Source organism: Paenibacillus sp. VTT E-133280 (assembly GCF_002264385.1).
In the GTDB taxonomy this organism is placed as follows: domain Bacteria; phylum Bacillota; class Bacilli; order Paenibacillales; family Paenibacillaceae; genus Paenibacillus_AQ; species Paenibacillus_AQ nitricinens.
In genome coordinates, this window is record NZ_NFUX01000016.1 from 21,450 (window position 1) to 44,609 (window position 23,160).

Consider the following 23,160-nt stretch of genomic DNA (forward strand, 5'->3'; position numbering starts at 1 on the left):
AGGTTTTCCATGGTAAGGGCGATTCAAAAAGCATTGTATCTCATACTGGCATTCTTCATTGGACTGTTTATAGCTTCCTCCTTTTTTATCCGGGCGAAATATAATTATTTCGTATATGGGGACACACCTGTCTTGGAGAAGCAGCAACTCGGCCTTTTTATTCTAGGGATTGTAGTGGTTTTGGCGTTAAGCGTTATTTTGTATAAAATATGCCTGAAGCTTAATCAGTACAGTTGGAAAATCGTCATTCCAGCCATATTGCTATGTTCTTTTGCCATTCAGATCGTGATCATTTTTCTATTTCCTCGCTTGCCGACGGATGATTCGCAGACGGTGCTTTCACTGGCACTCGATATGCTGTACAGGAATGATTATTCATCTTTTGACACGACGGGTTATTTGCATATGTTCCCGTTTAATTTCTCGATTGTTGTGTACTTAAAAACGCTGCTACAGTTATTTCCGGATAATTACTTGGTGATTAAAGTATTCAATATTCTTTTTACACTCTTAACCTCATTAATGATTTACATGCTGTATAAAGAGCTCAATGACAAGTCTAAGGATCATGATTATGGCATTCTCGTGTTTGCCGCTACCTATATTCCTTCTTTGTTTATGAGTAATTTAATCTATAACGATGTGATTGCTACAGCCTTTCTAACAAGTGCTTTATATTTTACTGTGAAATTTATAAAAAGAAAGTCCATAAAGGATATTGTCTTTGCAGCTATCTTCCTGGCAGTCGGCAACTATTTCCGAAGTATCGGTGTTATTGTTCTGATTGCTGTGGTGGTCAGTCTTTTGTTCAACATGCGTGCGATCGGGGTGAAAAAAGCTCTAAGCGCTTTGTTTATCACGATTTTATTGTTCAATACTCCGAGCTGGACGCAAAATGCTGTGCTGCAGGGGATGAATGTTGTAGATGAACCGATTAACGAAAATTCCGCACCAGTCTACATGTGGCTGAATATGGGGATCAATTTGGAGACGTTTGGGTTCTGGGACAATCGAGAGAGCTACGCAATCTATCAGCAAGATGCAAATTATAATAAGGCAGAAAGTACGGAGTTATTTAAAGAGGAGATCAGCAATAAACTCTCCGAAGCAAGCTTAAGTGACTTAGTGAAAATGTATTATAAAAAGCTCGTTTGGACCTGGACAGAAGGAACATACCAGATGGAACGATATGGGCTTGGGAATGATGGATCATCCAGCAACGGTGGAAGAATGGGTTTCGTCATGGACCGTTATAGCTACACTAATGCTGCTACGGATTTGTTTAAGGCGGACTCCAATTATCGAAGCGGATTGTTGTGGTTGCTGTATGTTCTGAATTTTCTGATGTATGTGTGTATATTCGTTCGCTTAATCGGTGGAATAAGAGTTAAAAGATTTGAAGAGACCCCTTTGATTCTTGTGGTGCTGGGCTTTATCGGATTCTATTTATTGTGGGAGATTAAGTCCCGATATATTTACCCCGTGTACCCGTTGCTGATCGTGTTGTCCTACATGGGCTTTAAAGATGTATACGATTATATGGTGAAAAGATATGTTCTTCGTTAACTATTTTCGCTCGGAAAGAGGGGGTTCAAAGATGCGAATCAAGCGAGTTCTCGCTTTGCTCATAGCAGTGCTTAGTTGTTCCATAGTACTCGTCTCCTGTGAGGCCATTACCGCGCAGAAGATATCAAGTACCGACTCCGGGTCAAGGGCGAACGGGGGACAGGGTTTTAATGGTGGTCGGGACAAAAATGGAGGTAGCTTTCCGGGCATGAATGGCGGAACGAGAGGAAACGGTAGCCAGGGTAAGGATGACGGTAGCGGTGATGGAGGAGTTAGCGGACGAAGCGGGCGACAGTGAATAAATTTCATGAACTTGCCTCAAGTCTACGAAGATTAAGTATGATAGGATAAGATTATATATAAATTCCCCGCAGGGGTAAGAAAAGAGAAATGGGAGCATCATGAGAATCATTATATCGCCTGCCAAGAAGATGAAGAGGGACACGGATTTCATGGATTGCCGGCAGATGCCGCAATTCATAAGCGAGTCACAGACGCTTCTGGCCTTATTACAAAAGTTGAATTATGAAGAAGCAAAATCCCTATGGAAATGCAATGATGCCATCGCCACACTGAATGTGGAGCGGATTCGGGATATGGATGTAACACGGAATCTTACACCGGCTATCTTTTCCTATGAGGGTATCCAGTATCAATACATGGCACCTGGGGTACTTCAAATGGAGGAGCTGGAATATCTTCAGCAGCATTTACGGATATTGTCCGGGTTCTATGGAATCGTCCGGCCGTTTGACGGCGTTGTTCTGTACAGGCTGGAAATGCAGGCCAAGCTTAGCGGACCTGGTTTTAGCTCTATCTACGAGTTCTGGAACAGAAAGCTGGCGGATCAGCTATTCTCGGAGAGTGACATCATTCTGAATCTGGCCTCCAAGGAATACAGCAAGTGCATCTCCCCGTATGTTGGCGGAAACGTTCGAATGATTAGCTGTGTATTCGGGCAGGAAATCGGCGGTAAGATCGTGGAGAGAGCGACCCTGGTCAAGATGGCCAGAGGTGAAATGGTACGCTTCCTGGCTGAGCGGCAAATCACCAATGTAGAAGGGATTAAAGGCTTCGACGGGTTTGATTTCAGCTTTGCTGAGGAGCTGTCGGATGAGAATACGTATGTGTTTATTCAAAAAAAGAATGAATAGAGTAAGTAGTATTATGGGTAATTCTGAAGGTGGTTGAACAACCAGTCTCAGGGTTACCTTTATTTTTTTGATCCTTCTTTAATCTAGCTGTCTCTGCGATTCTGCAGGGAACATCTCCATCCGATTTAGATCAATAATTATATTTCCGCTTTTTAGAATATCCAGTCCGATAAGACCGTTGATGTAATTAATTCCTTCATGATCAATTCCGATTCGCCATTTTCGAATCTAATGCCTAGTTCAGAAACGATGTCAGAAGACAGTAGGGAGTGAGCAGCACCTGTATCAATGACTAAATTGTCTATTTTTAAGGAACGTCCCTTGTAGTCAATCGTCATCGCTGTCTGAATTAAGTCGTGCATAAACTCAATTTGCATCTTATCTACTCTTATATAGAGGATGATTTCTAAGTTCGACGGTGATATTCTCTTGTCCGGTATGATAAACAATATTGTTATTCTTGTAGTTTAATAATAGGCGGGTAGCCTCATCGGGGTCTTAAATGGCACGTACTAGAGCAACATCATTTATGAACTGAATGTTTTCTTTGGTATGAGAATCCAAAATTTCGAGCAGTACATATTGATCAGGATAAATTGACCGAACCTCTTGCCATTGCATCTTTATCACGCCCTTGTAATTATTATTGCTTTATATAATTATAACCTATTGTAATTCTAAACGGTGAAACCAAAATACATTGTACCTATGCAAAAAAGCTCAGGCTGCAATTCAGCCTGAGCTTTTTTGGTGTTTATTCAATTAAGCTTCCATCTTCTGCGCCGTATAAAGGCGGTGATAAAGTCCCTTTTGTGCGATTAGCTCATCATGTGAGCCGCTTTCAGCGATGCCTTTGTTAGACACATACATAATGCGGTCGCAGTTTTTTACGGTGGACAGACGATGCGCGATAATGAATGAGGTACGCCCTTTAAGGAGCTCATTCAGACCTTTTTGCAGCAAACGCTCAGTCTTCGCATCGATGGAAGAAGTGGCTTCATCCAGTATGAGAATTCTAGGGTCAGCCAAAAGCGTTCTTGCGAACGAAATGAGCTGCCGCTGCCCCTGAGATAGCTTGGAGCCACGCTCGTTAACCTCTGTCAGATAGCCTTGATCGAATTCACGGATGAATTCGTCGGCGCAAACGGCTTTCGCTGCGGCGATCACTTCTTCCTCGGTGGCATCGAGTTTACCGTAACGAATATTGTCCAGGATCGTACCGGAGAAGATGAAGCTGTCCTGTAGCATAATCCCCATTTGGCTGCGCAGGGACTTCAGCGTAACCTGCGAGATATCCTGATCGTCGATAAGAATCTTACCGCTTGAAATATTATAGAAGCGCGAGATCAGATTGACGACCGTAGTTTTGCCTGCACCTGTTGGTCCCACTAGAGCGATGCTTTCTCCTGCTTTGATGTTAAAGGAGATATTCTCCAGAATATTGAGTCCCGGGTCATAGGCAAAGGTCACATCGTCGAAAGTGACATGGCCCTCTACAGGTCGCAGTGTCTTCGCATCTGGAATATCACTGACGGTAACGGGTTCATCCAGCGTCTCGAAGATACGCTCAAGATAGGCAACGGCGTTGATAAAGTTATTGTACAGGTTCGAAAGATTCAGAATCGGCTGCCAGAAGCGGGCAGCGTAGCTGCTCATCGCCAGAATGACACCGAGGGTCATATCTTGAGGGCTTAGTGTTAGTAAGCCTACAAGGAAAATCAATGATGTCACGATCGTAGACAAGTTGTCCACGGAGAACGGAATAAGTAAGTTGTAACGTTGGGCCTTCATCCATTCTGTACGGAAATTACCCGCGAGACGTGTGAAGATTCCTTCGTTACGTTGTTCCCGTGAGAACATTTGCGTCACACCAATACCGCTGATACTTTCTTGCAAATAGGCGTTCAGGTTGGAGCTTTTATTGGATACTGCTTGCCAAGCCCGGCGTTGCCGAGTTTTGATCAGCATCATGATACCAAAGAAGACTGGCAGTCCTGCAAGGATGACAAATGATAGACGTACGTCAACAGCGAACATGAAGGCTGCGATAAAGAGCAAATTCACGATTTCTAGAATAAAGTTGATAATACCATTGGATAACACATCCGAAACGGCGTTAACGTAGTTTACGACCCGGATAAGAATCTTGCCCTGCGGACGGTCGTCATAATACTTGAATGGCAACTCTTGCAGGTGCTTAAACAAATCTGTACGGATGTCAAAAATAATATCCTGTCCAACACTCGTCATGATACGTGAACGAATCGTAGCCAGATAAACGCTGACTACAATGGTCAGCAGCATCAGTCCAGCCCAGCCCAGTAGCGCAAGCTTCGCTTTTGCCGGAATGGTCACGTCGATCACATGCTGCATGATCAGCGGAGCTGATAGTGAAATGGCCGCTGAAAGTGCACTGAGTATAAATGCAACAATCATTGGCGTTTTCTTTCGTTTGATGTATATCATCGCACGCCGGAAGTGTTTTATATTAAACGGCGATTCCAGATTCTCATCGACGTCGAATTTATTCCTGGCCACTTGCGGTCACCTGCCTTCCAATACCCTCGTTCTGCAGTTTAAACACATCGTAGTAGTAGCCCCGTTTCGCTAGCAGTTCGGCGTGGGTGCCTTCCTCAACCAGCTTTCCGTCATCCAGAATGAGAATACGGTCAGCCTGCGCGGTCGTAGATACACGCTGCGCGATAATAATCTTCGTGCAAGGATAATCCAGCTCACGTAGACTTTTCTGAATATGCTCCTCCGTCTCAAGATCGACAGCAGAGGTCGTATCATCCAGAATAAGGATCGGACGGCGAACTGCCAAAGCACGTGCTAAAGCGATACGCTGTTTTTGACCTCCGGATAAGCCGACGCCTCTTTCGCCGACAACGGTATCATAACCTTCAGGCATTTTGGTAATGAAGTCGTGTGCGGCTGCGAGCTCAGCAAAGCTTATCGCATCTTTTTCAGGAAGATCAGGATCACCGTAGGCGATGTTTCCATCGATAGTATCAGAGAATAAGAGCACATCTTGGGTCGCCATACCGATATTATCGCGCAGCTCATCGAGCTCCAGCTTTCGGACATCAACACCATCGACGAGTACACGTCCTTCGGCTACGTCATAGAAGCGAGGTATCAGGTTGATGATTGTTGTTTTGCCTGATCCGGTCGAGCCCATGATTGCTATGGTTTCACCAGGTTCAACGGTAAAGCTAACATCGTCAAGTACGATAGCGCTGTCATATTTAAAGCGGACATGATCGAACTCAATACGGCCTTCGTAACGGCGTTTGTTAGTAGACGTATGCTCGTTTACGATATTAGGCTTTGCGTAATAGATATCAATGATTTTGGACAAGCTCGCAAAAAAGCGCTGAATGTCGTTGATAATAATACCAATATTGCGCATAGGGTTCGATATCGCCCAGATCAGCGAAGAGAAAGCTGTAAATTCACCGAAGGTGATCCGGCCGTTCATCAGGAACAAACCGCCTGCCAGCATTAGAATGACGTTGAAGCCCTGAGCGAAGGATTCCAGAAAAGGAAAGTAATCCAGCCATACAAGGGCGGCCTTTTTGTTCGCTGTAGAATAATTGACATTCTTCTCCGTAAATTTTTGAACCTCGAACTCTTCACGGGCAAAAGCCTTAACCACACGGTTGCCTGAAATATTCTCCTGAGTAGTCGTGTTAAGCTGGGACAACCGCTCACGCAGGTCAATATACATAGGACGGACGCGTTTAGCGAATATGTAAGCCACGATAAAAATAGGTGGCGACAGGATTAGCATCCACAGCGTGAGCTGAGCATCTATGGTGAAAAAATAGATAACAGCAGCAATGAAGATCGTTAGCGATTCAATGATCGTTTTAAAAATCCATGCCATCGAGTGCCGAACCATGTCCAGATCCCCGGTCATCTTGGTCATGAGATCGCCGGTTCGGTTACGGTCGTAATATTCTCTGTCCTGTCCCTGAATCTTGTTGTACAAAAAAATCCGGATGTTGTACATCATGTTTTGAGAGGACTGTTCGTACTGCATCGTTGTAAAATAAGCAAGTCCTGTGCGCAGTAGAGAAAATCCAATCATAGCCAAGCAGAGCATAATCAATAATTGCCGTTCTTGTGTAAGATTCTGCAGCGCATTGTCACCTGCTATAAACGTATCGACAATGCGCTGACTGATGTAAGGGTTTACAATCGTAAGACTTGAGCCCACTACCGAGAGGCAGAGTGCCAGAATGTACCGTGTCCGGTTGCCCTCTAAGTTCTGCCATAGCCATTTCAGTTCGAACATCTGATCACCTGTTTCTGATTGTTCTTGTTCTTTCACTCTTGCCTGAAAAGAGTGAATAAAACAAAGTGATTATAACATTATCAAATGACTAAGTATCGTTTACGGTAAAATTTCCTTGTTACATTATTGTTACAAAAAAATGAACTTATTAATGATGTGAATTTAACCTTGCGTAATGAGGGTTTGCCATTCGGGCTTGGGCGTTCTAATTATGATAAACTGAAACAATATAAAGTGATTAGGCTTGGTTTGGATAGAGACAGGAGGATGGAAAATGAGCTTTGTTGCTGTCAAAAATGAGTACAAGCGTTACAAAATGGGTGAAAGTGTGATCGTTGCCAACGACGGAATTGATTTTGAGATAAATAAAGGTGAGTTTGCAGTGATTGTCGGCCCCAGCGGTGCGGGCAAATCGACGGTGCTTAATATTCTTGGCGGGATGGATTCTGCTGACGAAGGCCAGGTCATTGTGGACGGTACGGACATTGCCAAGTTCAGTGCCAAGGAGTTGACGGGCTACCGCCGCAATGACGTGGGTTTTGTGTTCCAGTTCTATAACTTAGTGCCGAATCTCACCACACTGGAGAATGTTGAGCTTGCTTCTCAGATTTCCCCGCGTGCACTAGATGCGCGTAAGGTGCTTGAGGATGTGGGACTAGGTGCACGGCTGGATAATTTTCCGGCTCAGCTGTCTGGTGGTGAGCAGCAACGTGTCGCTATCGCCAGAGCGCTAGCTAAACAGCCGAAGCTGCTCCTCTGCGATGAACCAACAGGTGCGCTAGACTACAATACTGGAAAGCAAGTGCTTAAGCTGCTTCAGGATACCTGCCGTAACACAGGCACTACGGTCATCGTAATCACGCATAATTTGGCGATTGCACCAATGGCAGACAGGGTTATTGAGATTAATAATGCTAAGGTACGGAAGATGGTAGTCAATCCTTCGCCAATATCCGTTGAAGATATCGAATGGTAAGGAGAAGGCATCTATGAAAAAGCGAGCATTGTGGAAAGATATTTTTCGTGAAATTAGGCATACCAAAGCCCGGTTCATTTCGATTTTTGCCATCATTATGCTGGGCGTTAGTTTCTTTTCCGGCATCAAGTCAGCCGGTCCGGATATGCTGGATACAGCCGGAACCTTTTATCAAGAGACGAGACTAATGGATCTGAAGGTGCAGACCAACTATGGTCTGACCGAAGATAACATCGGCCTGCTGAGCGATATACCGGGCATCGATGAAGTCCAGCCGGGTTACAGTACGGATGTGTTCAGCGGTGATAATGCTTTGATCCTCAAAGTCCATTCTTACCATTCAGATAAACCTCTTAACCAGTACAGTATGATTGAAGGACGTCTTCCAGAGGTTTCCGGAGAAATCGTATTGGATGACAAGCTGGCTGGAAAATATGCGCTGGGTGACAAAATAACCTTTAGCGGTGACGGAACAGATGCGGAGCTGTCGAACAACTTTGCGTCACTGAACTATACGGTTGTAGGTTTTGTGCGAAGCCCACAATTTATAGAAAAGAGTACCCGGGGCACCAGTGGGATCGGCAAGGGTATGGCCGATGCATTCGCAGCAATTCCGGAGTCAGATTTCAAGCTCCCGGTGTATACGGAAGCCTATCTGTCCTTCAAGGATACAGCCAGTGTGAAGGCTTATTCGCCAGAGTACGAGGCATTGATCGAACAGCATACTAAGGCGGTAGAGCAGGCGCTGTCCGGCGTGCCGGAGGCTCGGCTTGCGGAGATGCGCGCGGAAGGTGAGAAGGAGCTGTCCAGTGGACGAGGTAAGGTGGCCGCCGCCGAGCAACAGCTTGCTGAATTAAAGCGCCAGCCAGAGGTGGTGCAGCAGGAACAAGCTGCAAACATGAAAGCTATTACTGACGGACTGGTCTCGGCCAAGGCGGAACTAGCTGCAGGGGAGCAAAAGCTTGCAGAACTGGGCCTTCCGAAGGTCTACGTCACTGACCGAAGTGCCAATCCGGGATATGCCGAATATAAAGACAACGCTGATCGATTGTCGGCAATTGCGAGTGCGTTCCCGGTATTCTTTTTCCTGATCGCTGCGCTGGTCAGCTTGACGACTATGACTCGGATGGTCGAGGAGCATCGTTTGCAGATAGGGACACTTAAAGCGCTTGGGTATGGGAACCGTGACATTATGGCCAAATTCTTGGTTTATGGTACGCTTGCCAGCTTGACGGCTTCGGTTGCGGGACTTGCGCTCGGATTTACGATGTTTCCAACCATTATCTATAATGCGTACAGTTCACTTTATAATCTGCCGGATCTTATCAAAAGCTTCTATCCGTCGTATTCCATCATTTCCATTATAGTGGCGCTAATCTGCACTACATTGACGGCTTGGATTGCCGCGCGGGTAGAACTACGAAGCAACGCTTCCGTATTGATGCGTCCGAAGGCGCCAAAGAGCGGGCAGCGGATTTTACTGGAGAGAGTTACTTTTGTATGGAAACGGTTGAGCTTTGTTCAAAAGGTTACCGCACGGAATTTATTCCGCTACAAGCAGCGGATGTTCATGACAGTGTTCGGCGTGGCCGGCTGTACGGCGCTGATTCTGACCGGTTTTGGTCTTAAAGATTCGATCGGCAGCATTGCCCCCCAGCAGTTCGGCACGATTATGAAATATGATGCACTTGTAGCGCTGCATGAAGATGCGTCTGCTGATGTGCGGGATGCCTACGAGCAATTGATCACTGGCGAGTCCACTATAACTGGATCACTAAGTGTGGCACAGGAAACGATGAAAGCGCACAGCAGTGGTGTAAATGATCAGGATGTGCATATGTTCATCCCTGCATCTGTTGCTGCGATATCCGATTATGTGGAGCTGCGGGATCGAGTGAGTGGTGAAAAACGCACGCTTTCGGACGAGGGCGCTATAATCTCGGAGAAGCTGGCTAAATTATACGGGCTTGAACCCGGCGACCCATTGAATGTGGTGGACAAGGATAACGAGACATTCAAGATTAAGGTCATAGGGATTACAGAGAACTATGTAATGCACTATGTTTATATGACACCTGCGTATTATTCTTCCGTATTTGGACATGAACCGGTGTTCAACACAGAGCTGCTGAACTATACCACGCACGATAAAGCATGGGAGGACAAGTTCGGCGAGAAGCTAACGGACAATGAGGGAGTGGCAGCGGTCAGCTTTTCCAGCAATGTAGGTACTGCCTTTGATGACACCATGAAGAGTATGGACGTTGTAACCTTGGTGCTCATTGTATCGGCTGCTGCTCTGGCTTTTGTCGTCCTCTACAATTTGACCAATATTAATGTCTCTGAGCGGATCAGGGAACTATCAACGATCAAGGTATTGGGATTTTATGATAAGGAAGTAACGTTGTATATTTACCGCGAGAATATGCTGCTAAGCCTACTCGGCATTGTAGCCGGATCGGGTCTTGGCATTATATTGCACAGCTTCGTCTTGAATACAGCTGAGCTGGATGCAACGATGTTCGCGCCGATTATTAAGTGGCCAAGCTATGTGTATGCCGCACTCTTAACACTGCTGTTCTCAGGCATAGTCATGGCTTTCATGCACATTAAGCTCAAACGGATTCATATGATTGAGGCGTTAAAGTCGGTAGAATAAGCGGAGCTTCCACACCAAAAACAAAAGTTGATCCTACTTAACCACAAAGGACCGCTTCGAACAGCCATTGTTTTGGCTACTCGAAGCGGTCTCTTTTGCTTTGAGAGGTGATGGAATCTTTTAACGTGAGCCGATTGATAACTTCATATGCAGGATAGGAAAAGGATTACCCTGTTCATCTAGTGCAGAACGCTCAAAAACTTGAAAACCCATATGCTCATAGAAACCTAAGGCCTGCGGATTTTGTTCATTTACATCAACGTAGCGTACGTTCAGTGTCTGTATAGCATAAGCAACGAGTGATTTTCCAATGCCTTTTCCCATTGCAGCAGGTTCTACGAATAGCATTTCAATCTTGTTATCCTGAATCCCTATGAATCCAAGCGATTGGTCATGGTCATCTATAAAAGCAAGCAGACGACTTATATGCTCCATCCCTTGTATAACCAGTGGCCGCAACGCATCAATGTCCTGTTCAGACAGGAATAGATGTGTATGCCGCACAGAGGATTCCCAAATATTCAGTAGACGGTATAAACATTCTTCATTTCTAGTGTTGATTGGTTGTATTGAGTCCATGTCTTCCCTCGCATTTTCACTTAATTCGAAGAAGATGAAGCTGCAGCCGCAGCCGAAGCGGCCGCAGCCCCTGCAAGAGCAGCCTGCTGTGCGATCACAATATTAGTGATGCTGGTGGAAAGCATCGAGGTTACAATGCCGCTTTGCACATCCTCTACATATTTGAAGGCTACTAGCGCAGCTGACAGCAGTAGCAATTCCTGCTTTACAATGGACCAGCTGCCAAAGCCTTTTTTGGTACGCAGTAATTCGAAGGTCTCTGAGACTTCCGTAACCATGTCCTTATTGTTGGAGGAGAGCAAAGTTAGCACGCCCAGCGAAGAAAGGGTATATTCCTTATCTAACCGGATGCCATGTGCACGGAACGCATCTCGTAATGCCAGTACACGATCCGCTGCTTCTGAAGCTTCTTTTCCAAGAACCAGTACCTGTGTCAGAGCTTGCACACTGTTCCCCGACATAAATTCAGGCTTTAGTGTAGTGTAAAGCTGCTCCATCCGGTCGATGCCGCTGTCGACGTCGATATCGGAAAGGCCGAGCATGGCAGAGAAAATATAATCATCATGTCCGGTAAGGAAACGGTGCTTCGCTTTCATGCTATCGTAAAACATCTTTGCGCGTTCTACCGTACGCTGATACTGATCTGTTGTCGTATTAGCGGCGATTTGATAAGCGGCAACGACGAGATAATCAGAGGCTCTAAATTTGACGTCCTTCAATAAGTCATACACGGTCAGTGTGTTTGCAAGCTGTTGTTCCTTGTCAGCAGAAAGAGAGAGCATAGTAGCAATACTGATTGCCGAGTTCCCCCTAAACGAAGAAAACATTCCGGTATTTTCTTTAATAAGCTCGTGGCTCGCACGAATCGCATCCTCATCTGCACTTTTATTCTCTGCTGTGTACAGTAACCCCGCCAAACGGCTAACCATTGCGTTATGCCAAGGAAAAGCCTTTTTGATCCTCTGCGCGTTCTCTGCGAACAATTCAACCCTTGCTGCATACTGCTCGTTCATTGGATACACCCCTCAGTTATCTATAATTCATAATATTACGAAAAATTTCTGAGTTGGATTCATTTGTTTGGGGTGTTTATTGTTTTTAGATCATAACCAGCTCTTTAGCATACCGTTTGCCTGACGAAAGGAGGCTGTCGCTCAGTTCAGGGTCATTTACTGTCCGTGCAAGAACTAGAGAGCCAACCATGGTGCTGAACAGTGTGCTACCTTTGGACGCGTCAATGCCCGCCAGCGTGGAGATGAATGTAACCATCCGCTCTAATTCCTGCGTGAATACCCGCCGAACTTCTTCGGAAGAACGGGCTATTTCGGCAGAAAGGGCAGGAATAATGCAGCCCATCTCCGTTTTGTCGCGATGATACGGACTTAAATAATAATCAATGACCGCATTGATTTTGGGTTTCTGCTCTTCCTGCTCCGCAACCTTCTGCAGAAGTGTGATGGTATCACTGATGGCATACCGGCAGGCTTCGGCGACCAGTTGTTCTTTATTGTCAAAGTGGGAATAAAACCCGCCATGAGTTAACCCGGCGCCCTTCATAATGAAGGGAACACTTACATCATGAATACCATGCGAGCGAAAAGCCTGAGCAGCACTTTCAATAATCGTATTCCGCACTTTTATTTTATGGCCTTTGGGATAGGGCATTATAATCACTCCACAGCTTCATAAGTATACTTTTTAAAATATTATAATCATCATAATAAAGCCTGTCAATTTAGCGATTGTGAGTACTATTAGCTGATGAATAGCTAAACAGGGTTGTTGACGGTTTTAAAATATGATGATAATAATATATTACGGTCATCATATTTTAAAATAACTTTAACAGGAGGTAGCGACGATGAGTAAGCTTGAATCCGTAGAAACGTTGGTCATTGGATCAGGTCCGGGAGGGTATGTAGCGGCGCTGCAATCTGCCCAGCTTGGGATGAAGACGGCAATTGTTGAACGCAATCAGCTTGGCGGGGTTTGTACAAATGTTGGGTGTATTCCATCCAAAGCATTAATTGCAGAGTCTCATCGTTACGAGTTGTTTAGACTGTTCAGCTCTTCAGAGGCGGCAGTGTCATTTAAGAATGCTCAGGATTTCAAACAGGGAATTGTGAATAAGCAGGCAAGCGGAGTTAGCTATTTATTAAAGACGGCAGGTGTGAATATTTTGGAAGGAGAGGCAAGATTGGTTGATGAGCATACGGCGATTATCAGTCAGTCTGGGCAGGAGCAAAGTATTTCTTTTAAAAACGCCATCTTGGCCACAGGATCACGTCCGATTGAGCTGCAAGCCTTTCCGGTTGGCGGACGTGTTTTATCTTCTACAGAAGCTCTGTCACTCTCCGAAGTTCCAACTAGCTTAGTTGTTATTGGAGGGGGATATATAGGGATTGAACTGGGGCAAATGTATGCCAAATTTGGAACAAAGGTAACGATTCTGGAGGGAGGAGATCAAGTGCTGCCTGGATTTGAGGCGGAGCTTGTGAACCCTGTTGGAAGGCAGTTGAAGGCTGATGGGATTAAGATGATTACCGGAGCGACAGCTGTGAACGTAGTGCAGAGTGCAGATACCATCACACTGCATTATTTGAAAAATCAGGAACAGCTGCATGTGACAGCGGAATATGTGTTAGTCACTGTCGGGAGAAAGCCAAATACAGACGGCAATTTAGGACTGGATCATATAGGCTTGCCCGTGACGACTAGAGGATTGATTGAGACAGACGAACAGTGCAGAACGGCTATTCCGAATATTTTTGCAATTGGGGATATTACGTCAGGTCCAGCCCTTGCTCACAAGGCGTCCTATGAAGCTAAAATTGCGGCAGAAGCCATTGCAGGCCTTTCCTCCGAGGTTGATTATAGAGCCATTCCGCTTGTTGTTTTTTCTGAACCAGAGTTAGCGAGTGTGGGCTTAAGTGAAACAGAAGCAAGAGCAAAGGGCATCCCGATCGTAATTGGTAAGTCCACCTTTGGGATTAACGGGAGAGCATTGGCCCTGAAGGAAACTGAGGGCTTCGTCAAAATTGTAGCAAATCCGATCTCAGGAATCGTGATGGGGGCCCAAATCGTTGGCGTGGAGGCATCCACACTCGTGTCGGAGCTTGCCCTTGCCATTGAGATGGGAGCCACTGTGGAGGATTTGGCGATGACTATTCACCCTCATCCTACATTGGGAGAAGTGATTATGGAGGCTGCCGAAAATGCGGTTAGTAAAATGATAAGGGGAGAGCGTGGAAAATGAAGATAAAAGCAGGCTTGTATATTGGAATTGCGGTTGTGTTGATCGTTGGAGGGTCGCTGCTTGCAGTAAAAGGTAAGGATGCTGTCAGTCAGGCTGAGAGCAGGAAGCAAGGGATTCTTGATGCAGAGCAAAAGACTATATTTTATCAGAACAGTCCAGGGTCAATTGTTGAGGTCCGTGTGGCTGTAGGTGATTCTATAAAACAGGGAGAGGTATTGTTCAAGGTTAAATCCGCTGAAGAAGGAGAAACAGATGTACTCGCGCCTGAGGACGGATCGGTCAACAGGATGGTTGTAAAGCCGGGAGATCAAGTACAGCAAGGCATGCCACTGGCGGTGCTGCAAAAAAACAGCTTTTATACAGACCTCTACGTACAGGAAAGTGAAATCCAGAAGCTAAAGGTGAATCAAAATATTGGGGTTCATTTTCCGTATTTGGAGCATGAAGCGGAGGTTACGGGTGTAATTACTTCCATCGCAGCCGCCCCTCAATTTGCGAGCTTACGTATGTCACGTGAAAAGGGGCAAGCGGATTTAAGTATGTTTCTTGTCCGTATAGCTATGGATGCGAATGCTGAGTTGCTTCCGGGGATGACAGCGGAGGTGAAGCTCGATGAAGTCACTGATTGATGAGTGGAAGTACGTGGCGGGCAGTAAGTATTTACGCCTGATTTTTATTGGTCCGCTTATTGCGGCTATATTTTTTGGCTTGATGTTCTCGAAGAATCAAATCAGCGAATCGCATGTTGTAGTTATTGATGAGGATCACAGTTCGTATTCAAGGCAGCTGATCTCTAAAATCAATGCCTCTCCTTATATGAAAGTAACCAATGTGTACGCCAGCCGCTTAAATCCAGAAACTATACTGGCAAATGAGCAAGCTGTCGCAGTCATCACGCTTCCTAAAGAGCTGGGACAACATCAACAGCAGGGGATTTCAACGAATATCGGCATCTTGATGGATAACACGATGCCCTCAGGGCTAACCGGCATCCGAACGGCCATTCAGGAAGTCATTCAGACGGAGAATATGACGCTTTCGATGACCCGTCTGATTCAGAAGGGGATGGATGCCGAAGCCTCTAAAGGGCTTGTTTCACCGTTATCTCTCCAACAACGGATGTTGTTTAATCCGACCACAAGTTATGTGAGCTTTATGGTCATTGGATTTGTGAATATTGTGGTGCTGATGATTACAACAAGCGCAGCGGGCGCCATTGTCCCGCGTTTGCGGCAGGAAGGAAAACTTTTTACAAACGGGAAGTCGCCTTGGCAAATTTGGATTCGTAGTGTCCCTTATGCTGTCTTGACCACGCTTTCGTTGCTCCTATGTTATGGCTTATTAAAGCAGGTGGGGGGAATGCGTTTTGAAGCGGCGCCTTATCTTTTTATTATTCCGCTGCTTGTGTATGCCTTTGCTTTGTCCCTTATGGGCCTGTTGATTGGCTATACTGCCAAAGACGCTTCCAAAGTTAATTTACGAACCAATTTCGTATTGTATCCGTCATTTCTTGCTACTGGAATCCAACTGAGTCCACTAGCGTTTCCTGCGTTTTTTCAAATTTCCGCTTGGGTATTACCGATGAACTGGCTGAACCGGCTCATACGCGGGATGGCTTTTCGGGATGGGGCGTTATCTGCCTACAGTCTGGAGCTGGGAGCGCTGCTGATCCTTATTGGCGTTGCTTCCTTATTAATTGGATTATTGGTGCTCCAGGAAGTGAAGAAGCAGGAGGTTTCGTTCTCGGAATCCGTCAGCGCTTCAGTAATCTAGTCTAGTCGTGCAAACCGTTGTTCTGTCTTATCAAGATATTTCACCCGTTCTTCCAAGCTGCGATCTGACATGCCGGTATAATTATACCAACGGAGGTTCTTTCGTATGCCCATTTTGCGGAAGGTTCCTCTGAACAGGATTTTGGTGATAGGGTTGCCAAATATCCAGTGGTAAACAAAGTCGGGCGTGTTCATTACCGTCAGCAGGGATACGCCTTTCATATTCGGGAGTAAGCATTTAAAGGGCCGTCCAGGTTTGATTTCCTCATAGACAATGCCTTTTGCGAAGACCTTATCCAGAAAGCCTTTGGTAAGAGCAGGCATGGCCTCCCACCATATAGGGAATAGGAAGACGATATGATCTGCTGCGATAAGCCGTTGCTGATAATTGGCGACTAGAGGGTCGACGGTTTTCTTTTGTCGCCAAGCAGCAAGTTCTTCGTAAGACATGATTGGATTAAATCCATCGGCATGCAAATCGATAAGATCGATCGTATGGCCTTTAGTGGTAAGACCTCGCATCACGGAGGCTAGCAGAGCTGCGGAATAGCTTCGCTGTTGTGGGACATTCTCGGACGCCGATGCTCCGTATGGATGATCAAAAATAATTAAGACATTCATATAAATACCTTCTTTACGTTTTATTGTTTCCTGGAAATAAAATAATGACTATGGAAACAATAGTACATTTTAAGTTTCCTTGTTGTCAATATTATTTCTAGGAAACTTTATTTTTGAGCTGTGTCTTGTTAAGATGATCATAAGATGAATTTACGAGGAGACTTAACAGTGACGCATTCTTTCGAGAACTTACCGAATAAGGATTTATTGATAAAAAAACTGATAGAGATGATTCCTCAATTACAAAAACGATTTCAATCGGAGGATGATGAAGAAAAGGAATGGCTGCTCCAGAACTGTAGTAATCCACTTATCATTGATTTTCTCCAAGACTCCACAGTCATGATGCTGCATGTAATAGATGCAATTGGACAGCTTGAGCCGGTGAATGGCACTACCATTTCGAAGCATTTCGGGATTCCGAAAGGTAGCGTGTCCAAAATCACTAGAAAATTAGTTCTGCAGCAAATGATTCGCACGGAGTTTCTCCCCGATAATAAAAAAGAAGTGCTGTTTCTTACAACACCTCTCGGAAAAGAAATATTCGATTTGCATCAAGAACTACATAAGGAGATGAATAAAGGGATAACTCGGTTTCTACAAAGATATAACACAGATGAATTATTATTTCTGATGCAAGCGTTCGAGGATACTTTAGAAGCATCATGGGTTCATTCGGAATCGGATGCTGAAGAAGAACTATTAAATGCTGGAGAATCACTTGAGGTAATGGACAGCGATGAAATGAGTCAAATCGTAGAAATGCTTAACCAACTGGACACGCGCAACCTTAAAAAAGCTAAAGCCATTCTGCAAGATGTGTTTTTTACCTCTTTTGAGTAGCTTTATAATTTTTGACAGTGGCTTATATTCTTTTCACTTTTCCAAAATTGCTCTAAAAGCATGGCCAGTATAGTGCCGACAAGCAGACCATTACTGCAAATATATCGAAGTGTGGAAGGAAGACTCTGAAATACCGCTGGAGGCAAAAACATGAGTCCAATGCTCACCAACAAAGTTATTCCTAGTATCGTTAATCGGCGATGATCAAGCTGTTCCTGTAGCAAGGATTGGAATGCAATCCCTACGATTTGTACAAAAGTAGCTAGAAGTGCTGCACTGGCTATAGGAGCTGGAAGTAACGCTAGCACATTGACAACGGACGGCATTAGCGCGATAACGGTTAGTAACATACAGGCCATAAGAAATGGCCGAATTCGCTTTTGCCCTGTTAATTTCATAAAGCCCGCCGAGGCTGGTAAAGGAACAACTCCTATCGTTGAGAATAGGGCGGCTAGTATATGAGAGATCCCTCCCGTCCAAATCCCTCGGCTTAATGCTGTTTTTTCATCTTTCGGTAAAACCGGAACTACTTGTTTTACAGCGGAAATAGAAGAAATTGTATTGGATACTAACAAAAACGTAAACAACAGTGAGGTAATCACGATCCCTAGATCAAATTGAGGTACTCCCCAAGCAAAAATATGAGGGAACTTCAAGACGGGGGTTAAAGCTGTAAATGTTGGCCCCACTTTCCCGAATGCTGCAAATAATGCCGAACCCAAGCCGATTCCAATCAGTACGGCGTAACTACTAATCCATCCTCTTCCTTTAATAGAGAGAAAAATAACAAGTCCAAAAATAAAAAAGGATATGAGTGCTGCTATACCATCTGGTTCGGCGCTTGTTTCCTGTACTCCAAGCATGCCCTTGACTAATACACCGCTTAATTGTAAGGCGAGAATGAATAAAAATGAACCCGAAACTAAGGGTGTAAATAAAAATTGAAGCTTATAAACTAACCCTGTAGTTCCTAATATGAAGAGAACAAGCCCGGCTACGATTAATCCTCCTTCTAGAATTTGTAATGCATTCATTTGATTTTGCCCTTGAATTAAAGCTAAGTTGCCTAATATGATAAAGATACTTACCCATGATCCCGCAGGACCGTCTGCAATAGGATATTTATGTCCTAACCATCCCTGAATAAATGAACTGATTCCTACAACGAAAAATGTCCGCTGCATTAAGGTTGAAATTTGTTCAAACGACAATTGAAAAATACCTCCAATGACAATGGGCAGCGCCACTGCATTGGCTAGCAAAAAAATAAACCATTGTATAGTGCTGAGACTATCGGTAACACATTTGTTCTTCATATCTACTCACCTTCACTATTGTTAACTATACAATCTATACGGAAAATGCAAGCCACCTTTCAATGTGAAATCGTTAAAAGGTGGCTTGCTCCTTAATCTATTACCATTTGCGATATGGCAAAAACTTTCCGTTCATCGTCAGAATGATACGGTCACCGTTCGGATCTTCTTGCTTCTGTACGTCGAATTGGAAATCGATCGCGCTCATGATACCTTCGCCAAGTTTCTCCAAAACAAGTTCTCTAATCGTTGGACCGTATACAAGCAGCATTTCGTATAGGCGATACAGTCCTGGATCTGTAGGTGGCATAGCAATGACATCGCCACGGTGTGGGATTTGTGTGAGTGCTTGAACGACTTGTTCATCGAGTTCAAGCAATTCCCCCATTTTATCTGCTTCATTACGCGTCATTGTCGCTTGGCCCAACAGTGCAGTTACAACCCAGCTCTCTGAATGCTCGCTTTCCTTTGCAATTTCGCCCCAAGTTAATCCTTTTGCAAATTTAGCGTCCAATATTTGTTGTGTCGCTTCTTTTCTATTCATATTTTATTGCTCCCTTTAGTTTAGTATAATGAGTATCGCTTAGTGCTTGTCGTAGCCTGTTACTTGTTCATATCCATTTACAATCAGATCGAGTTTACCAGTGTCGGGTGCAATCACCAGACCATGAACAGCTACCTCTTTCGGAATGAGCGGATGTTTACGCACCAGATCTATGTTTCCTTTAATCGAATCTACGACATTCGTAAAGCCGAACAACCATTTATGAAGATTGATACCTGCATATTCAAGTGAAGAAAGAATTTCTGGTGTCGCGACTCCACGATCCATTATTTTTTGAAGTATTCCTTCAGGGTTACTTTGACTCATGCCACAATTGTGGTGACCGATAATATAAATTTCTTCCGCATTCAGTTCATAGACAGCCGTTACGATACTGCGCATGATGCTTCCAAATGCATGGGTAATCGTTCCACCTGCTGTTTTGATGACTTTGGCATCCCCATTGTGTATATTTAGGGCTTTAGGTAACAGTTCAATCAGTCGTGCATCCATGCATGTTACGACAACCATGCGTTTTTTAGGGAATTTTGTTCCCTCATAAGGTAGATACTCCTTGTCTTCTACGAACTGATCGTTATACTCTAAAATTTCTTGTAATAGCATTCTTGGACCTCCTTTAAAGTGTTTAGTTATCACTGTTTCAATGGCTACTAACTAGTGAATCAGGATATAACTAAGTATAGATAGTCATGCTTAAATGCTGAATAAGTTGGCGAAACGCTATATGTCCATTTGCTTTCATGACGAAAGGATTGATTTTTATTTTTGATCATATCGATTTTGCGATACTAGCATTACTAAAAGAAAACTCCAGAATTCAGTGGAAGGACATTGGCCAAAAGATACATATGACCGGCCAAGCGGTCGGAAATCGCATTAGGCGTTTAGAAGATTTAGGGGTTATCGAGCAATATACGATCGTTACTAATAAAGCAAAGCTAGGACTGTCTATCACAGCCTTTATTACATTTTTTGTGGAATCAGCCAATCATCCATTATTCCAGAAGTTCGTGATGGCAGAGGATGCTATTACCGAAGTGCATCGAATTAGCGGAGAAGGATGTTATGTGTTAACCGGACATTTTGCTTCTAATGAGGAGCTTGAGGCATTTCTGGCACAGCTTTTGAAACATGGCAATTATCGAGTGAATCTATCCATCGGAAAAATAAAATCATAATCCATGCCAAAATAAACCGCTAGAATTACAATGCGGTCTATTTTGGAGAAGTAGTAAAGAGGGGCATAGACCCTTCTTTTTTTTCGTTCCATTTATAGTTTCTGATAGTGATTTAAGAGATTCTTAACTTTATCCTGAATCATTTGTTTTAAGGCTTCAGGCTTCACCGCTCTAACATATTGACCATAACGCATGAAATAATTAGCTAGAAATTCTTCTTCACCTGGATGATAGAATCCCTTAATGATAGTTCTCGGGCCAGCTTCTATTTCCATAGAAGGATAATGTTCTTTATAAAAAATATCCTTGGCTTGTTCCTCGATCTCAACTTCAAAGTGAATATTGCTCGCAGATTGATAAAATTCTAAGGAACGGCTAAGAAGTTCTTCTAAAGAATAGCGGGCTGCTCTCTTATCTTCTTCCAAGAAGGATATTCTATCCCCTCTGTAAACCCTATATTTATTCGTAGTAAGCTCTATTCCAGTAGCATACCATTGCCCAAACTTTGCGGAAATTCTGAAGAATTGCACAGAGTAGCTTTTTAGCTGGTTGTTTTTTGTATATTCAATGTTACAGGCACTCTCATTTAGAATACTTGCTAGGATTTTATCTAAGAAACGACTAACATGCTTATGCTGAACCATTTCGAATTGTAGAACCTTTTTCATTTTATGAATCTGGTCGATTTGTGTATTCGATAGACAGTGTTCGAACTTTTCGTTTAGCTTGTTCACACTTAAATGAAACGGAGTGGATTGATAAGATTCTAAGGTCAGCATGGCAAAGTACAGTGCATACACTTCATCCATGGTGAAAATAATAGGGGATAACAATCTATTTTTTAAAATACCATATCGTCCATATCTCCCATGCTCCGAAAAGATAGGCATACCTAATTGTTCTAATGAAGCAATATCACGTAGCGCTGTGCTTTTTGAAATATTATATTTCGCCATGAGGTCACTTAGATTAAAAAACTCTCGCCCGTTTAAGTATCGCATCATGTCATTTAATCGTTCTGATTTCATCATCTATGGAGCTCCTTTTTAAGGTGTCATGTTTTGATACCTTTATATATGATAATAAGTTCAGGGCCACATATCAAACCTACGAAGGAGAGTTATACGATGAGCGCAACACTAGAAGTAGCTATTTTCTTATCGATGAACGGAAGCACAAAGGAAGCTATAGAATTTTACGAACAACATTTTAAGGCAGAGGAATTGTTACGTGTTACTTATCAACAGCTTGCAGAACGTGACAGTTCCATACAGCTTACGGATGAGAATAAGGATTACATTACTCACTCTGTCTTGTTAATCGGAAAAACAAAAGTAATGATAGCAGAAGATACAATGAATAAGAATGAGAAATATACAGTGGGGAATAACACATCATTGTGTATACAAAGTGCTGATTTAGAGGAAATTGAAGGTTTTTATAAAAGCTTAGTGACAGATGAGCGCGTAATGATTATTGCTCCTTTATCTAGTAATGTGTTCAGCAAAGCCTATGGCATTATTGAAGACCCATTTGGTATTCAAATTCAATTGATGTTTGATGAGAGATTACATTCATAAAAATATGTACTTTGCGTCTAATGCACACCGAGTGAACCGTTCAGCTGACCATCAATCAGGAAGTTATCCTGATGGTGGTCAGTTTTTTTGCATTCATTTAGTGTTGTTTTTTCTAAAAACAATTGAATTTTTATGCATAAAGATGTATAGTGATTTTTAATTAACGTTAATTAAGTAAATAAGGGTGTGAAATATCTTGACCAAAAACAAGCTGAAAGAAGTGGCGATGAGATTATTCGGTGAGAAGGGGTACGAAGGTACAGCTCTTTCTGAAATTGCGAAGGAAGTTGGCGTGAAGACTCCGGCGATCTATGCTTTTTTTGAGAATAAAGAGGATTTGTTTATGACGGTCTTCCGTGAGGCGATGTTGTCCTATAACACTTATATTCAGGAGTTGTCGGAAGATCAGAAGGTGCTGAGTGCGAAGGAAAGTCTTCGTGGCATTCTATCCAGACAGTATCAATTCTATCAGCAGAGTCCTGAAGCAAGCAAAATCGTACTGAGGTATGTAGTCTTTCCACCTGGATTTTTGAAGGAAACGATTGAGGAAGCATTCCTGGCGTCGGACGCCATACTGACGAAGATCATTGAACAATTCATCTCGCAAGGGATGGAAGAGGGTGTAATTCGCGATAAATCCGTGCAGCTTCTCGTAGACGCTTTTCTCAACTTGATGGATGGATTAAGCATGCAATATTTCTATTACACTTCTAAAGGAATATATGAGCGTAAACTGAACCATGCGTTTGAAATGTACTGGAATGGGGCGTCCTCATAGAACTACGGAAGATGATA

At 43.8% G+C, this 23,160-nt stretch carries 24 protein-coding genes; 12 read left to right on the top strand and 12 right to left on the bottom strand.

What is annotated here, in order from left to right:
• The first annotated feature begins 9 nt into the window (after nt 1-9).
• The 3 genes from CA600_RS09610 to yaaA all read left to right on the top strand — a co-directional run bounded on the left by CA600_RS09610 (nt 10) and on the right by yaaA (nt 2,720).
• Entirely contained in the window at nt 10-1,566 is a 1,557-nt protein-coding gene (locus tag CA600_RS09610; RefSeq protein ID WP_094869986.1) for a glycosyltransferase family 39 protein, read from the top strand.
• A 31-nt stretch (nt 1,567-1,597) separates the two neighbouring features.
• Nucleotides 1,598-1,864, top strand: a complete 267-nt coding sequence (locus CA600_RS09615; RefSeq protein WP_094869987.1) for a hypothetical protein — start codon at nt 1,598-1,600, stop codon at nt 1,862-1,864.
• Nucleotides 1,865-1,967: 103 nt separating this feature from the next.
• Complete coding sequence (gene yaaA, locus CA600_RS09620) at nt 1,968-2,720, top strand: peroxide stress protein YaaA (RefSeq protein WP_094869988.1); 753 nt, start codon at nt 1,968-1,970, stop codon at nt 2,718-2,720.
• Between the two features lie 152 nt (nt 2,721-2,872).
• Here yaaA and CA600_RS09625 read toward each other — a convergent pair whose 3' ends face one another.
• The 4 genes from CA600_RS09625 to CA600_RS09640 all read right to left on the bottom strand — a co-directional run bounded on the left by CA600_RS09625 (nt 2,873) and on the right by CA600_RS09640 (nt 7,020).
• Nucleotides 2,873-3,097 (bottom strand): hypothetical protein, encoded by a 225-nt coding sequence (locus CA600_RS09625; protein ID WP_256989798.1) that lies wholly within the window; start codon nt 3,095-3,097, stop codon nt 2,873-2,875.
• A 121-nt stretch (nt 3,098-3,218) separates the two neighbouring features.
• Nucleotides 3,219-3,341: a hypothetical protein gene (locus tag CA600_RS31775; RefSeq protein WP_256989799.1), complete on the bottom strand. Its 123-nt coding sequence runs from the start codon at nt 3,339-3,341 to the stop codon at nt 3,219-3,221.
• 141 nt (nt 3,342-3,482) lie between these two features.
• The gene (locus CA600_RS09635; RefSeq protein WP_094869989.1) at nt 3,483-5,258 is read right to left on the bottom strand and encodes an ABC transporter ATP-binding protein; all 1,776 of its coding nucleotides are present in this window, start codon (nt 5,256-5,258) and stop codon (nt 3,483-3,485) included.
• Nucleotides 5,245-7,020 carry an ABC transporter ATP-binding protein gene (locus tag CA600_RS09640; RefSeq protein ID WP_094869990.1) on the bottom strand — a complete coding sequence of 592 codons (1,776 nt, stop codon included), beginning with the start codon at nt 7,018-7,020 and terminating at the stop codon, nt 5,245-5,247. The genes CA600_RS09635 and CA600_RS09640 overlap by 14 nt, the downstream gene beginning before the upstream one ends.
• A gap of 274 nt (nt 7,021-7,294) precedes the next feature.
• Between CA600_RS09640 and CA600_RS09645 the strand changes: the two genes are divergently transcribed.
• Together CA600_RS09645 and CA600_RS09650 are read left to right on the top strand one after the other, a co-directional pair.
• A complete protein-coding gene (locus CA600_RS09645) occupies nt 7,295-7,996 on the top strand; it encodes an ABC transporter ATP-binding protein (RefSeq protein WP_094869991.1) in 702 nt (233 codons plus the stop codon).
• A 13-nt stretch (nt 7,997-8,009) separates the two neighbouring features.
• Entirely contained in the window at nt 8,010-10,655 is a 2,646-nt protein-coding gene (locus CA600_RS09650; RefSeq protein WP_094869992.1) for an ABC transporter permease, read from the top strand.
• Nucleotides 10,656-10,775: 120 nt separating this feature from the next.
• On the opposite strand, the gene CA600_RS09655 is transcribed toward CA600_RS09650, so the two are convergent.
• The 3 genes from CA600_RS09655 to CA600_RS09665 all read right to left on the bottom strand — a co-directional run bounded on the left by CA600_RS09655 (nt 10,776) and on the right by CA600_RS09665 (nt 12,899).
• Complete coding sequence (locus tag CA600_RS09655) at nt 10,776-11,234, bottom strand: GNAT family N-acetyltransferase (RefSeq protein ID WP_094869993.1); 459 nt, start codon at nt 11,232-11,234, stop codon at nt 10,776-10,778.
• A 20-nt stretch (nt 11,235-11,254) separates the two neighbouring features.
• Complete coding sequence (locus tag CA600_RS09660) at nt 11,255-12,247, bottom strand: DUF4003 family protein (RefSeq protein ID WP_076300281.1); 993 nt, start codon at nt 12,245-12,247, stop codon at nt 11,255-11,257.
• 85 nt (nt 12,248-12,332) lie between these two features.
• Nucleotides 12,333-12,899: a TetR/AcrR family transcriptional regulator gene (locus CA600_RS09665; protein ID WP_094869994.1), complete on the bottom strand. Its 567-nt coding sequence runs from the start codon at nt 12,897-12,899 to the stop codon at nt 12,333-12,335.
• Nucleotides 12,900-13,095: 196 nt separating this feature from the next.
• Between CA600_RS09665 and lpdA the strand changes: the two genes are divergently transcribed.
• The 3 genes from lpdA to CA600_RS09680 are packed head-to-tail and all read left to right on the top strand — an operon-like array spanning nt 13,096 to nt 16,263.
• On the top strand, nt 13,096-14,490 hold the full coding sequence (gene lpdA, locus CA600_RS09670) for a dihydrolipoyl dehydrogenase (RefSeq protein WP_094869995.1): 1,395 nt from the start codon (nt 13,096-13,098) through the stop codon (nt 14,488-14,490).
• Nucleotides 14,487-15,119 (top strand): HlyD family efflux transporter periplasmic adaptor subunit, encoded by a 633-nt coding sequence (locus CA600_RS09675; protein WP_094869996.1) that lies wholly within the window; start codon nt 14,487-14,489, stop codon nt 15,117-15,119. Before lpdA ends, CA600_RS09675 begins: the two co-directional genes overlap by 4 nt.
• A complete protein-coding gene (locus CA600_RS09680; RefSeq protein WP_094869997.1) occupies nt 15,103-16,263 on the top strand; it encodes an ABC transporter permease in 1,161 nt (386 codons plus the stop codon). Before CA600_RS09675 ends, CA600_RS09680 begins: the two co-directional genes overlap by 17 nt.
• On the opposite strand, the gene CA600_RS09685 is transcribed toward CA600_RS09680, so the two are convergent.
• Complete coding sequence (locus tag CA600_RS09685) at nt 16,260-16,883, bottom strand: NAD(P)H-dependent oxidoreductase (RefSeq protein WP_094869998.1); 624 nt, start codon at nt 16,881-16,883, stop codon at nt 16,260-16,262. The genes CA600_RS09680 and CA600_RS09685 overlap by 4 nt on opposite strands.
• A 168-nt stretch (nt 16,884-17,051) precedes the next feature.
• Between CA600_RS09685 and CA600_RS09690 the strand changes: the two genes are divergently transcribed.
• On the top strand, nt 17,052-17,726 hold the full coding sequence (locus CA600_RS09690) for a MarR family transcriptional regulator (RefSeq protein WP_256989800.1): 675 nt from the start codon (nt 17,052-17,054) through the stop codon (nt 17,724-17,726).
• Nucleotides 17,727-17,728: 2 nt separating this feature from the next.
• Here CA600_RS09690 and CA600_RS09695 read toward each other — a convergent pair whose 3' ends face one another.
• The 3 genes from CA600_RS09695 to CA600_RS09705 form a co-directional block, all read right to left on the bottom strand.
• The gene (locus CA600_RS09695; RefSeq protein WP_094870000.1) at nt 17,729-19,042 is read right to left on the bottom strand and encodes a purine/pyrimidine permease; all 1,314 of its coding nucleotides are present in this window, start codon (nt 19,040-19,042) and stop codon (nt 17,729-17,731) included.
• A 100-nt stretch (nt 19,043-19,142) separates the two neighbouring features.
• Nucleotides 19,143-19,586, bottom strand: coding sequence for a cyanase (cynS, locus tag CA600_RS09700; RefSeq protein WP_094870001.1), 444 nt, complete (start codon nt 19,584-19,586; stop codon nt 19,143-19,145).
• Nucleotides 19,587-19,625: 39 nt separating this feature from the next.
• Nucleotides 19,626-20,210 carry a beta-class carbonic anhydrase gene (locus tag CA600_RS09705; RefSeq protein ID WP_094870002.1) on the bottom strand — a complete coding sequence of 195 codons (585 nt, stop codon included), beginning with the start codon at nt 20,208-20,210 and terminating at the stop codon, nt 19,626-19,628.
• A 137-nt stretch (nt 20,211-20,347) separates the two neighbouring features.
• Here CA600_RS09705 and CA600_RS09710 point away from each other — a divergent pair, with 137 nt between their 5' ends.
• A complete protein-coding gene (locus tag CA600_RS09710; RefSeq protein WP_094870003.1) occupies nt 20,348-20,785 on the top strand; it encodes an Lrp/AsnC family transcriptional regulator in 438 nt (145 codons plus the stop codon).
• Between the two features lie 92 nt (nt 20,786-20,877).
• Here CA600_RS09710 and CA600_RS09715 read toward each other — a convergent pair whose 3' ends face one another.
• Nucleotides 20,878-21,816: a helix-turn-helix transcriptional regulator gene (locus tag CA600_RS09715; RefSeq protein ID WP_094870004.1), complete on the bottom strand. Its 939-nt coding sequence runs from the start codon at nt 21,814-21,816 to the stop codon at nt 20,878-20,880.
• A 96-nt stretch (nt 21,817-21,912) separates the two neighbouring features.
• Here CA600_RS09715 and CA600_RS09720 point away from each other — a divergent pair, with 96 nt between their 5' ends.
• Nucleotides 21,913-22,365 carry a VOC family protein gene (locus CA600_RS09720; RefSeq protein ID WP_094870005.1) on the top strand — a complete coding sequence of 151 codons (453 nt, stop codon included), beginning with the start codon at nt 21,913-21,915 and terminating at the stop codon, nt 22,363-22,365.
• Between the two features lie 196 nt (nt 22,366-22,561).
• Complete coding sequence (locus CA600_RS09725) at nt 22,562-23,143, top strand: TetR/AcrR family transcriptional regulator (RefSeq protein ID WP_094870006.1); 582 nt, start codon at nt 22,562-22,564, stop codon at nt 23,141-23,143.
• The last annotated feature ends 17 nt before the right edge of the window (nt 23,144-23,160 follow it).

Bases quoted from the DNA above. Each gene is read 5' to 3' on its own strand.
- CA600_RS09610 (WP_094869986.1), top strand. From the start codon at position 10: ATGGTAAGGGCGATTCAAAAAGCATTGTATCTCATACTGGCATTCTTC.
- CA600_RS09615 (WP_094869987.1), top strand. From the start codon at position 1,598: ATGCGAATCAAGCGAGTTCTCGCTTTGCTCATAGCAGTGCTTAGTTGT.
- yaaA (WP_094869988.1), top strand. From the start codon at position 1,968: ATGAGAATCATTATATCGCCTGCCAAGAAGATGAAGAGGGACACGGAT.
- CA600_RS09625 (WP_256989798.1), bottom strand. From the start codon at position 3,097: ATGCAAATTGAGTTTATGCACGACTTAATTCAGACAGCGATGACGATT.
- CA600_RS31775 (WP_256989799.1), bottom strand. From the start codon at position 3,341: ATGCAATGGCAAGAGGTTCGGTCAATTTATCCTGATCAATATGTACTG.
- CA600_RS09640 (WP_094869990.1), bottom strand. From the start codon at position 7,020: ATGTTCGAACTGAAATGGCTATGGCAGAACTTAGAGGGCAACCGGACA.
- CA600_RS09645 (WP_094869991.1), top strand. From the start codon at position 7,295: ATGAGCTTTGTTGCTGTCAAAAATGAGTACAAGCGTTACAAAATGGGT.
- CA600_RS09650 (WP_094869992.1), top strand. From the start codon at position 8,010: ATGAAAAAGCGAGCATTGTGGAAAGATATTTTTCGTGAAATTAGGCAT.
- CA600_RS09655 (WP_094869993.1), bottom strand. From the start codon at position 11,234: ATGGACTCAATACAACCAATCAACACTAGAAATGAAGAATGTTTATAC.
- CA600_RS09660 (WP_076300281.1), bottom strand. From the start codon at position 12,247: ATGAACGAGCAGTATGCAGCAAGGGTTGAATTGTTCGCAGAGAACGCG.
- CA600_RS09665 (WP_094869994.1), bottom strand. From the start codon at position 12,899: ATGCCCTATCCCAAAGGCCATAAAATAAAAGTGCGGAATACGATTATT.
- lpdA (WP_094869995.1), top strand. From the start codon at position 13,096: ATGAGTAAGCTTGAATCCGTAGAAACGTTGGTCATTGGATCAGGTCCG.
- CA600_RS09675 (WP_094869996.1), top strand. From the start codon at position 14,487: ATGAAGATAAAAGCAGGCTTGTATATTGGAATTGCGGTTGTGTTGATC.
- CA600_RS09680 (WP_094869997.1), top strand. From the start codon at position 15,103: ATGAAGTCACTGATTGATGAGTGGAAGTACGTGGCGGGCAGTAAGTAT.
- CA600_RS09685 (WP_094869998.1), bottom strand. From the start codon at position 16,883: ATGAATGTCTTAATTATTTTTGATCATCCATACGGAGCATCGGCGTCC.
- CA600_RS09695 (WP_094870000.1), bottom strand. From the start codon at position 19,042: ATGAAGAACAAATGTGTTACCGATAGTCTCAGCACTATACAATGGTTT.
- cynS (WP_094870001.1), bottom strand. From the start codon at position 19,586: ATGAATAGAAAAGAAGCGACACAACAAATATTGGACGCTAAATTTGCA.
- CA600_RS09705 (WP_094870002.1), bottom strand. From the start codon at position 20,210: ATGCTATTACAAGAAATTTTAGAGTATAACGATCAGTTCGTAGAAGAC.
- CA600_RS09710 (WP_094870003.1), top strand. From the start codon at position 20,348: ATGACGAAAGGATTGATTTTTATTTTTGATCATATCGATTTTGCGATA.
- CA600_RS09715 (WP_094870004.1), bottom strand. From the start codon at position 21,816: ATGATGAAATCAGAACGATTAAATGACATGATGCGATACTTAAACGGG.
- CA600_RS09720 (WP_094870005.1), top strand. From the start codon at position 21,913: ATGAGCGCAACACTAGAAGTAGCTATTTTCTTATCGATGAACGGAAGC.